Origin of the sequence: Mitsuaria sp. GD03876 (genome assembly GCF_029840635.1) — a bacterium.
Taxonomy (GTDB): Bacteria; Pseudomonadota; Gammaproteobacteria; order Burkholderiales; family Burkholderiaceae_C; genus Roseateles.
Genome location: NZ_JAOCCU010000084.1, coordinates 1 through 10,449, shown reverse-complemented (window position 1 = coordinate 10,449; position 10,449 = coordinate 1). Strand labels below are relative to the sequence as shown.

The following is a 10,449-nucleotide window of genomic DNA, read 5'->3' as shown; positions in this document are numbered from 1 at the left end:
GCCGGCGTCCACGACCTTTGACGGGAGACCTCCATGGGCACCACCTACAAGATCTTTCCGACCATCGGCATCGCGCGGGTCGGCAACGCGCCGGAGCGCTTCTACATCGGCCCGGAAAGCTATCGCGGCCTGCCGCTGCGGCCGGACGGCCAGGCCTTCACCGAACGCGACTTCCGCGACGAGCAGGGCCGGCTGTGCCGCCAGGCCGCGCGGCTGCGCGTCTACCGCCGGACCGACGCGGGACCGTGGACCGAAGTGACGCTGCAGGCCGACGACATCGCCGCGATCGAATGGACCGTGCACGTCGCCAACAAGAAGGCGAGCTGGTACGCCTTCGAGACCAACGCCGGCGAGTACGGCTACGCCAGCAACCATGCGCTGCGCAACCCGTCGGTCGAGGACCGCCAGTCGCTGATGATCGATTTCGGCCCGCGCCGGATCGATGGCGGCGCCGCCTACCCCGTGCCGATCGACCAGGCGACGATGCCGCCCGGCTACCCGGGCACCCGCGCGCCGCAGCCGCTGCTGCACCCGTGCCAGGACCGCATCGAGGCGCTGGGCGAGCTGCGCTCCGATCCGCAGGGCCGGCTGCTGTTCCTGGGCGGTTTCGGCATCGCGGGCACGCCGGACGCCGACCCGCAGCTGCCGGAGTACGCCAACAACGACGGCTGGTGGGACGACACCTCCGACGGGCCGGTGCAGGCGGTGGTGGTGCTCAAGGACGGCACGCGCGTCGACGCGGGCACCGCCTGGGTGTCGGTCGCGCCGCCGAAGTACGCGCCGCAGATCGCCAACCTGGTGACGCTGTGGGACACGATCTTCGACGGCGCCGTGCGGCGCGGCGCGGATGCGCGCATCTACGACCAGGGGATGTGGCGCGGCGGCGCGGACGGCTACCGGCCGGACTTCGCCACCGAGATCTGGCCGGTGCTGGAGCGCGCGATGCTGTACCCCTGGGTCACGGCGATCCCGCCGAAGCCGCACCGCTTCGAGCCGTCGCAGCTGGGCCGCGTGCCCGTCGGCGACGACGATCCCTACCGCGGCCTGCGCGGCTGGATCCTGGAGGTGCTGCGCCCGCCCGGCGGCGAGAACCGGATCGTCAGCCCGCAGGGGCGGACGATGATGCCGTACCTGGCCGGGGACAACGCGCTCAAGCCGGACACGCTGACCTCCAAGTACCTGCGGCTGACCGACACGCAGTACTTCTTCCTGCAGCAGTGGACGCAGGGCTGGTTCGTCAACTCGGCGCCGGACGGCGCGGCCGCGCGGACGCCGGCGGCGGACGAGGCGCCCGATCCGCTGGCGCTGACGCGCGCGGTGCTGGACAACTGCGTCGGCGGCGCGTTCTCGCCGGGCATCGAGATGAGTTGGAACTCGCGGCTGGACGCGATCTACCAGGACGACGATCCGCTGCGGGTGAACGCGGCGATGGTGCCGCAGGGGCCGCTGTCGCCGGGCTTCGATCCGAAGCGGATGGAGCCGGGCGACATGTCGCGCTACATGGCGGTGCCGTGGCAGGCGGACTTCAACGAATGCGCGTCGCAGCCGCTGGACGGCCGGGTGCTGTGGTGGTGGCCGGCGCAGCGGCCGGAATTCGTCTACCTGGACCCGACGCCCCGGCTCCGGAACGCGTCCTTCGCGCCGCCGCAGCCGGACCAGCACACGCCGGGCCAGGTCCCGTGGATCGGCACCGACTTCGACCAGCTGGCGCCGGACTACATCACGTTCCCGGACAACGTCCAGATGGTGCGGTACTGGTCGCAGCTGGGCTTCGTGATGGCCAAGGAGGTGCCGGTGCCGCCGGACCGGCCGCCACGTGCAGACGGCGCGCTGCTGGAGGAGCGCTACGTCGAGGTCGCCCGCACGCTGCCGCGGCCGTTCTTCCCGCCGGACGAATGAGCGTGGACGCGAGGCCGCGACCGGTCGTCGAGCGCGAGGCGCCGGACGTGCCGGACGTGCTGATCGCCGGCGCCGGCCCGGCGGGCTGCGCGACGGCGCTCGCGCTGCGGCGCGCGGGCGTCAGCGTCGTGCTGGTCGAGCGCCAGGCTGTGCGAGGCGAAACGGCCTGCGGCGGCTCGGCGATGCCGCGCATCGAGTCGGCGACACCCGACGTGCCGGTGCTCCTGGCACGGTTGGGGTTCGAGGGATTCGATGCGCTCGCGGCGCTCGGCGGCGCGATGCCGTACGAATGCGCGCTGTCGGTGCACGACGGCGCGCCGGTGATGCGCCGTTTCGCCGACCGGGGGTGTCGCCCGGGCTGGCTGGTCGACCGGGCGCGGCTGGACGCGGCGCTCCGCGCCGCCGCGATCCAGGCCGGCGCGACGCTGATCGACGCGAGCGCGATCGACGGCCTTCAGCGCGCCGGCGACCGCTGGCGCGCGTCGGTGTCGCCAGTGCGAAGCGGTACGTCGGCATCAACCTCACCTGCAGCGCCAGCAGCCTCCGACGCCACGTCCCTCTCCTCGGCATCGCCCGTCGGCGTCACGGCTGCCTCGCCGGGCCCTCGCTCGCTGCACCCTCGCCTGCTCATCGATGCCACGGGACGCCGGGCCGCGCTCGCGGCGCACCTGCTGGGCGTGCCGCGCCACCGCTTGGACCGGCAGGTCGCGCTGCAACGCCGGATCCCGGTGCCGTCGGCCTGGTCGGCGGCGCAACGCCATTCGGTGCTGGTCGAAGGCGATCCGGCGGGCTGGTGGAGCACGGTGCCGGGTCCCCGCGACATCGTGCTCAGCTGGATGGTGCAGGCACCGGACGCGGCGGACTGCCGTCGCCCCGACGCGTGGGGGAAGGCGTGGTCGGCCACCTGGAGCGCCCGCCACTGGCTGACGGCGGACGCGCCGCGGGACGAGACCATCCACGTCACGTCGGCGGAAAGCGCCTGCCTGTCGCGCGCGGCGGGTCCGGGATGGCTCGCCATCGGCGATGCGTTGATGTCGCTGGACCCGCTGTCGTCATCGGGCCTCAGCGGCGCTCTGCGCGACGCGGTCGAGGCCTGCGATCAAGTGGTGCTGCCGTGGCTGTCGCGATCGAGCGGCTCCAGCGATCCGCGGGACGGCTGGACCGAAGCCCAGGCCTGGGCCACCCGCGCCGACCGGTTCTGGCGGCGCTTCCTCACGGAGCGCGCCTCCGCGCGGCGGTCGTTGATGCCGATGGGCGCTGGTTAGGCAGACCCGCAGCCGTCAACGCTCCGGATAGACCTGATAGAAGTGCACGACCAGCCGGTCCTGCGGCACCAGGTCCTTCGCGCGGAACTCCAGGGTCTTCGCATCGACGCGCCGGGCCTGCCCGGGAAAGCACAGCGACACGATCTCGTCCGGTCGGTCCTTCTCGATGCGCAGCGTGAAGTCGCCGATCGGCCCCTTCCAGTTGCGGCCGGTGCCCAGGATGTACTCGACGTCCTGCAAGGTCACCTGCAGCAGCTTGGCGCCCGCCTCCACCTCGCGCGCCATGCGACGGTCCAGCGCGGCGCGCGCGCCTTCGTCCAGGCAGACCGCGTCATCGTCGTGACGGGCCGGGCGCGGCAGCCGGTCCTGCGGCGGCACCCACTCGTTGCGCTGATACGGATAGGTGTAGATCTGCCCGCGCAGCGTCTTGTACTCGTGCTCCACGCGCAACGGCCGATCCTTTGGGAAGCGCTGCTGCCAGTACACCGTCTGCGCGACCCGCCATTGCGGGAAGCCCTTCACGACCGCCCCCAGCGCCTCCAGCCGCCGCTCCAGCGCCTTCGGGTACTCGCAGGTCTCCCGGTCGCAGCCGAAGGTCTCGAACATCGTCAGGTCGGAGAGCCCGGCCCGGCGCAGTTGGGCCGTCACGTCGCGCCCATCGAGCAACGCCTTCTGCTCCATCCGCGTCGGCACCGGCTGGCCGTCGACCAGCACCTTGAACGACAGCGGGTAGTCGTTCTCGTCGAGCATCGACATGCCCGGGTTCCAGCCGAAGTCCGGCAGCGGGAAGGCCACCGTCGTCTGGATGTCCGCGCGCCCTTCGTTGACGAACTGGTAGGTGACGCGGATCCGCTGCTGGGAGATCTCCAGCAGCTCGGAAGCCATGCGCACGTCGGCGCTCTTGACGAGCTGGAGACCGCCGGTGCCCACGCGCGCCATCGAATCGTTGGCGCGCGCGGCCGGCAGTCCGCTCGCGGCCAGCAGCAGCGCCGCCAGCCCGGGAAGGAGGAATTTCATGGCGGCGGAGTATCCGCCAGCGGCCCTCAATCGAAGCCGTATTCGAAGTCCCCGTCCTTCACCGTCAGCGCGACCTTCGTGATCGTCTGGCCGTTGGTCAGCCGCGTCAGGTACTCGCGGCTGATGCGCGGCAGCACCGTGTTGGTCAGGATCGCGTCCACCACCCGGCCGCCGCTCTCGACCTCGTTGCAGCGGCTGATGATCAGCTTGACCACCTCGTCGTCGAAGCTCAGCGGCACGCCCAGGTTCTCGCTCACGCGCTTCTGGATCCGGCCCAGCTGCAACCGCACGATCTGGCCCAGCATCTCCTCGCTCAGCGGGTAGTACGGGATCGTCACCAGGCGCCCCAGCAGCGCCGCCGGGAACACCTTCAGCAGCGGCTCGCGCAGCGCCTTGGCGATGCCCTCGGGTTCGGGCATCAGCTCCGGATCGCCGCACAGCTTCATGATCAGGTCGCTGCCCGCGTTGCTGGTCAGCAGGATGATCGTGTTCTTGAAGTCGATGTAGCGGCCCTCGCCGTCCTCCATCCAGCCCTTGTCGAAGACCTGGAAGAACAGCTCGTGCACGTCCGGGTGGGCCTTCTCCACCTCGTCGAGCAGCACCACGCTGTAGGGCCGGCGGCGCACCGCCTCGGTCAGCACCCCGCCCTCGCCGTAGCCGACGTAGCCCGGGGGCGAGCCCTTGAGCGTCGAGACGGTGTGCGCCTCCTGGTACTCGCTCATGTTGATCGTGATGACGTTCTGCTCGCCGCCGTACAGCGATTCGGCCAGCGCCAGCGCCGTCTCCGTCTTGCCCACGCCCGAGGTGCCCGCCAGCAGGAACACGCCGATCGGCTTGCCCGGGTTGTCCAGCCCCGCGCGCGACACCTCGATGCGCTTGGCGATCATCTCCAGCGCATGGCGCTGGCCCACGACCCGCTGGTTCAGCGTGTCCGCCAGCTTCAGCACCGCCTGCACCTCGTCGCGCACCATGCGCCCGACCGGCACGCCGGTCCAGTCCTGCACCACCGCGGCCACCGCCTGCTCGTCGACCTGCGGCAGGATCAGCGGCGCATCGCCCTGCAGCGCCGCCAGTTCGGTCCGCAAGCCGCCCAGCTCGGCCAGCAGCGTCTCGCGCGTCGCTTCGTCGGGCGCGCCCTCGCCGTCCTTGCGCAGCAGCGCATGCAGTTCCAGCACGCGGTCGACCAGGCCCTTCTCCTTCAGGTGGCGCGCCTCGAGCTCCGCCTTGCGCGTCTGCGCCTCGTCGAGCTGGCTCGCCACGCGCGCCTTGCGCTCCGCGACGTCCATGCCGATCGCGCCCTCGCGGCCGATGATCTCGCGCTCGATCTCCAGCGCCTGGATGCGGCGCAGGCAGTCCTCGAGCTCCGCCGGCGTCGCATGCTGGCTCACCGCCACGCGCGCGCAGGCCGTGTCCAGCAGGCTCACCGCCTTGTCGGGCAGCTGCCGCGCCGGGATGTAGCGGTGGCTCAGCCGCACCGCCGCCTCGATGCCTTCGTCCAGCAGCGCCACGCGGTGGTGCTTCTCCAGGATCGAGGCCACGCCGCGCAGCATCAGCACCGCCTTGTGCTCGTCAGGCTCGGGCACCTGCACGACCTGGAAGCGCCGCGTCAGCGCGGGGTCCTTCTCGATGTGCTTCTTGTACTCGGCCCAGGTGGTCGCGGCGACGGTGCGCAGCTTGCCGCGCGCCAGCGCCGGCTTGAGCAGGTTGGCCGCGTCGCCGGTGCCGGCCGCGCCGCCCGCGCCGATCAGCGTGTGCGCCTCGTCGATGAACAGGATGATCGGCTTGGGCGAGGCCTGCACCTCGTCGATGACCTGGCGCAGGCGGTTCTCGAATTCGCCCTTCATGCTCGCGCCGGCCTGCAGCAGGCCGATGTCCAGCATGTACAGCGACACGTCCTTGAGCTGCGGCGGCACGTCGCCCTGCGCCAGGCGCAGCGCGAAGCCTTCCACCACCGCCGTCTTGCCCACGCCCGCCTCGCCGGTGAGGATGGGGTTGTTCTGGCGGCGCCGCATCAGGATGTCGACGATCTGGCGGATCTCCTCGTCGCGGCCGGCGATCGGGTCGATCTCGCCGTTGCGCGCGCGTTCCGTCAGGTCGACGGCGTAGCGCTTGAGCGCCTCCTGCTTGCCCATCGCCGCGGGCGCGATGGCGCCGCTGGCGTCGCCGGGATCGGCGCCGGGTTCGGCGGCGCGCATCGAGCGCTCGGGCGAGCCCTCGAGGATCTGGTTGAACTTCTCGCTCAGGTCGTCGACGTTGATCTTCTCGAACTGCTTGGAGATCGACAGCAGCACGTTGCGCATCGATGCCGTCTTCAGCAGCCCCAGTACCAGGTGGCCGGTGCGCACCTGCTGGTCGCCGAACATCAGCGAGCCATAGACCCAGCCGCGCTCGACCGCGTTCTCGACCCAGCTCGACAGGTCGGTGACCGAGGTCGCGCCGCGCGGCAGCCGGTCCAGCGAGGCCATCAGGTCCGCCGACAGCTGCGCCGCGTCCAGCCCGTAATGCTTGGCCAGGCGGTGCAGGTCGGAGTCCGGCGTGTTGAGGATCTGGTACAGCCAGTGCTGCAGCTCCACGTACGGATTGCCCCGCAGCTTGCAGAACACGGTGGCGCCTTCGATCGCCTTGTAGGCCAGCGGATTGAGCTTGCCGAACAGGCTGGTGCGGGCGATTTCAGTCATGACGATGCTCCCTGTGATGCCGGCGGCGTCGCCCGCCCCTTGACCCGCTGGCGCGGATGCAGGTGCAGGTCGCCCCGGTCGTGACGATGCGGACGGCCGCCCGCGCGGCCCGTCCAGGATGTGAAGCCGAGCCGCGCGCGGCCGCTCAGCGCGGCGGCGGGCACCTCGTCCCGGCGCAGCACCGGCTGCAGCTCCCACTGCAGGTTGTGCCCGACGTACTGGCGGATCCAGTCGTTGAGCGGCCGCCACGCGTCGCCGTCGGGCAGGAAGCCCTCGTACTGGCGCAGCGTCAGCGGGCCCAGCACGACGCGGAAGCGGTACTGCCGGTCCCAGGCCTTGTTGCCGGCCGCCGTGTTCTGGCCCAGCCGCGGCAGCGTCGCGCCGATGCGCTCGGGCCGCTGGCGGGCGAAACCCAGCCGCGTGCGTTCGCTGTCCTCGACCGGCAGCCAGTGCGCGACGTGCTGCTCGATGCGCACCGGCACGCCGAAGTGCAGCGACAGGATCTTGGCCAGCCCCTCCGGATGCTGCGCCCGGCCGCCGTGCAGGCCGGCCTGGAACAGCCGCGCCGACTGCGGCAGCGAGTCGCCGGGCCGCATCGCGCCGTCCAGTCCGGTGGCGGCGCCCAGCCAGGCGGCATAACGGTCCGTCGCCGGCCGGTCATGCTGGACCGCCGGCTGGGACTGCGCCCAGGCCCGGTAGAAGTGCAGCAGCAGCCGGTGGTGGAAGACGTCCAGGAAACGGCTAAGCGTCGGGTCGCCGCGCTGGTGCAGCCGCTCCCGGGTGTATTCAGTGAGGTGCAGCGGCATCGGCCCCTGCGGGCCGAGCAGCCCGAAGAAGCGCACGCCCAGCCGCGGCGCCGGGTTCTGCCCGCGCGTCAGGCTGGCCAGCGCCGCCGGCGCGAAGTCCAGTTCCGGTTCCTGGCCCAGCCGGATCGCCTCCTGCGACGGGCGCAGCCCGCGCCCCAGCCGCGGCACGTCCGGCGACAAGCCCTCGATACGACGCAACAGCGCGAAGAAGTCGTGCGCCCAGGGCGCCGCCTCGACCTGCTCGAACAGCGCGCGCAGCGCCTCGTCCCGCTCGCCGCGCTTGCCGGGACGGCGGGCCAGCAGCGCCTCGGGCGGCGACTCCGCGGCCAAGGCGTCGATGGCGGCGGCCGCGACCGCGTCGCCGCCGGTCCCGTCGTCCGCGCCGTCGGGGATCGAGCCGGGCTCGCGCACGTTCATGCGCGGTCTCCGCGGGCCTCGCCGCGGCCCTCGGCGTCGCCGCCGATGCGCGGCGCCCAGCGCTTGACCAGGCCGCGCTGCGGCGTGCGCAGGCTCAGCTGCGTGAAGCTGTTGATCGCCGCGTGACGGGTGAAATAACGCTCGAGCACGCTCGCGAACAGGTAGGCGCTGTGGCCCTGGAACGCGAGTTCATCGAGCTCCAACTCGATCTCCGTGCCGGCGCCGAAGCTCAGCGGCCCGGTGAACGGCAGCCGCCGCACGACCGGCTTGGCCTCGACGGCGCGCACGCCTTCGACCTGGCGCAGCCACGCGGCGTCGCCCGGCGGGCCGTACAGCGCCAGCAGGCGCCGCAAGGTCGCCGCGGCCTGCGCCGGCGGTTCGTCGGCCCAGGGCAGTTGCTGCTGCGTCAGCAGGCCGACCAGGTTCCAGCCCGCCTCGCCGGCCGGCTGGCGGCTGACCGGCCGCGTCGGTCCGTGCAGCGCCTCGACCTTGAGCACCGGACCGGCGGCGTCGAGCCGCCAGACGCCGGCGCCGTTGTGCGGCAGCAGCATCGGCAGGTCGCGGTTGGTCACCAGCGCCGATACCGACAGCTGGCGGATGTCCTCGCGATACGGCGCGTGGCGCGGATCGACCAGCGACAGGAAGACCTCGTCGCCGATGTAGCCGGTGCGCGGCCCCTGCTCCTTCTGGCGCGAGGACAGCAGCCGCGGCTCGCGCCGCGCGGTGTAGAAGCCCGGCGCGTCGGCGCGCGCCTCGTGGTAGGTCGCGTACAGCGGCTCGAAGCCCTGCCGCCCCAGCGACCCGGCGCCGTAGCCGGTCACCGACTGCAGGCTGTGGATCTCGTAGTCCATCGGCCGGGTGCGGTCCGGCACGACGTGGTACTCCCAGCTGCCGGTGCCGAGCTGGATCCGGTCCAGCCGCTTCGGGAACAGGTTGATCGCCGGCGTGCAGTGCAGCGACACGCTGTCGACATCGACCATCGCCTCCAGCGCCGGCTCGCCGCGCCCGAAGAACAGCACGATCTCGAAGGACGTGCCGTCGATCCGCGTCAGCCGATCGGCCAGCTGGTCGATCTCCAGGAACAGGAAGCGCCGAGGCATCGTCGCGACCTCCTGCATCAGCCGGCTGCCGGAGAAGTTGCGATGGGTCTCGGGCAGCAGCGCCTCGTCGGCGCCGAAGCCCAGCGGGCGGATGCTCGGCGCGGCGCGCCATTGCGCCGGCACCAGCGGCGCGTCGATGCCCTCGCCGGTCACGTAGGTGCCCAGCGGCGCGCCCAGCGCCAGTTCGTGCAGCCGGTACGCGACCTCGTCGGGCGCGCTCAGGTACAGCGCCAGCCGGTCCAGGCCGAGCTGGCGCACCGGGATGCCGCCGCCGGTGCGCAGCTTGAGCCGCAGCCCGCCGCGCGAGCCGGCCGCGTCCGGCAGCCGCGACACCGGCAGGTCCGGCGCGTGGGTGAAGTACTGGACATCGTCCAGCGTCAGCGGCCACAGCGTCACCGCATGCGCGGTGCGAAACTCGCAGCGCGTGTCCTGCCCGCGCGGCACGCCGGCCTGCAGCACGCTGCCGCGCGGCACCGGGTGGCCCTTGGACAGGTTGGGATCGGTCGGATCGACGCCGAAGCGCGCGATCATCATCGACGGCACCGGCGCCAGGAAGTTCGGGTAGATCGACTCCAGCAGGTGCGCGATCAGCCGCGGGTGTTCCGCGTCGAGCTTGAGCTGCACCCGCGCCGACAGGAAGGCGAAGCCCTCCAGCAGCCGCTCGACGTAGGGGTCGGCGACCTCGGCGTCCTCCATGCCCAGCCGCGCGGCGATCTTGGGGAAGTCGCGCGCGAACTCAGCGCCGACCTCGCGCAGGTGGGCGAGCTCGTCGTTGTACAGGCGCAGCAGCCGCGGATCCATCGCCTCAGCCCTCGCGGACTTCGACCTGCCCGGCCTCGAGGTCCAGCTGCGTGCGCAGCAGGATCTCCAGCGGCACCGGCTGCGACCAGAGGTGGCCGCGGATGTCGAACTCGATCACGTTGTGGGTGTCCATCACGCTCTGCGTCTCGATCGCGCGCACGTGCAGCGTCTCGGGCAGGATGCGCGGCTCGAAGCGCAGGATGGCCTGGCGGATCTGCTTCTCCAGCAGGTGCACGTCCACGCGCGAGGCCAGCTGGCCCGACAGCGCCGGCAGGCCGAAGTTCAGCACGCTCTCGCCGACGCGCGCGTAGGTCTCGGACGAGTCCTTGCCCAGCGGCTGCGTCGCGTTGAACAGCCAGCTCAGGTCGCGCAGCACCGCCTGGCGCAGCTGCGACTTGGACATGACGCGCCGTTCCTCGGCCTCGACGCGGTGGTAGGGGTCGTCGTCGGTCAGCCGGTCCAGCAG

At 72.0% G+C, this 10,449-nt stretch carries 7 protein-coding genes; 2 read left to right on the top strand and 5 right to left on the bottom strand.

Features of this window, described 5'->3' with window-relative positions; all coding sequences use genetic code 11:
- Positions 1 to 33: 33 nt before the first annotated feature.
- Together N5D62_RS27875 and N5D62_RS27870 are read left to right on the top strand one after the other, a co-directional pair.
- Positions 34 to 1,899, top strand: coding sequence for a LodA/GoxA family CTQ-dependent oxidase (locus N5D62_RS27875; RefSeq protein WP_279761344.1), 1,866 nt, complete (start codon positions 34 to 36; stop codon positions 1,897 to 1,899).
- A gap of 2 nt (positions 1,900 to 1,901) precedes the next feature.
- A complete protein-coding gene (locus N5D62_RS27870; protein WP_279761343.1) occupies positions 1,902 to 3,164 on the top strand; it encodes an FAD-dependent oxidoreductase in 1,263 nt (420 codons plus the stop codon).
- 15 nt (positions 3,165 to 3,179) lie between these two features.
- On the opposite strand, the gene N5D62_RS27865 is transcribed toward N5D62_RS27870, so the two are convergent.
- From N5D62_RS27865 to tssE, 5 genes are all read right to left on the bottom strand, one after another.
- Entirely contained in the window at positions 3,180 to 4,181 is a 1,002-nt protein-coding gene (locus N5D62_RS27865; protein ID WP_279761342.1) for a DUF4424 family protein, read from the bottom strand.
- Between the two features lie 26 nt (positions 4,182 to 4,207).
- Positions 4,208 to 6,859 (bottom strand): type VI secretion system ATPase TssH, encoded by a 2,652-nt coding sequence (gene tssH, locus N5D62_RS27860; protein WP_279761341.1) that lies wholly within the window; start codon positions 6,857 to 6,859, stop codon positions 4,208 to 4,210.
- Positions 6,856 to 8,082, bottom strand: a complete 1,227-nt coding sequence (tssG, locus tag N5D62_RS27855) for a type VI secretion system baseplate subunit TssG (RefSeq protein WP_279761340.1) — start codon at positions 8,080 to 8,082, stop codon at positions 6,856 to 6,858. Before tssG ends, tssH begins: the two co-directional genes overlap by 4 nt.
- Positions 8,079 to 9,983, bottom strand: a complete 1,905-nt coding sequence (gene tssF / locus N5D62_RS27850) for a type VI secretion system baseplate subunit TssF (RefSeq protein WP_279761339.1) — start codon at positions 9,981 to 9,983, stop codon at positions 8,079 to 8,081. Before tssF ends, tssG begins: the two co-directional genes overlap by 4 nt.
- A gap of 4 nt (positions 9,984 to 9,987) precedes the next feature.
- The coding region (gene tssE, locus N5D62_RS27845; protein WP_279761338.1) for a type VI secretion system baseplate subunit TssE at positions 9,988 to 10,449 on the bottom strand (462 nt) is incomplete at its 5' end.

Bases quoted from the DNA above. Each gene is read 5' to 3' on its own strand.
- tssF (WP_279761339.1), bottom strand. From the start codon at position 9,983: ATGGATCCGCGGCTGCTGCGCCTGTACAACGACGAGCTCGCCCACCTG.
- N5D62_RS27875 (WP_279761344.1), top strand. From the start codon at position 34: ATGGGCACCACCTACAAGATCTTTCCGACCATCGGCATCGCGCGGGTC.
- N5D62_RS27865 (WP_279761342.1), bottom strand. From the start codon at position 4,181: ATGAAATTCCTCCTTCCCGGGCTGGCGGCGCTGCTGCTGGCCGCGAGC.
- tssH (WP_279761341.1), bottom strand. From the start codon at position 6,859: ATGACTGAAATCGCCCGCACCAGCCTGTTCGGCAAGCTCAATCCGCTG.
- tssG (WP_279761340.1), bottom strand. From the start codon at position 8,082: ATGAACGTGCGCGAGCCCGGCTCGATCCCCGACGGCGCGGACGACGGG.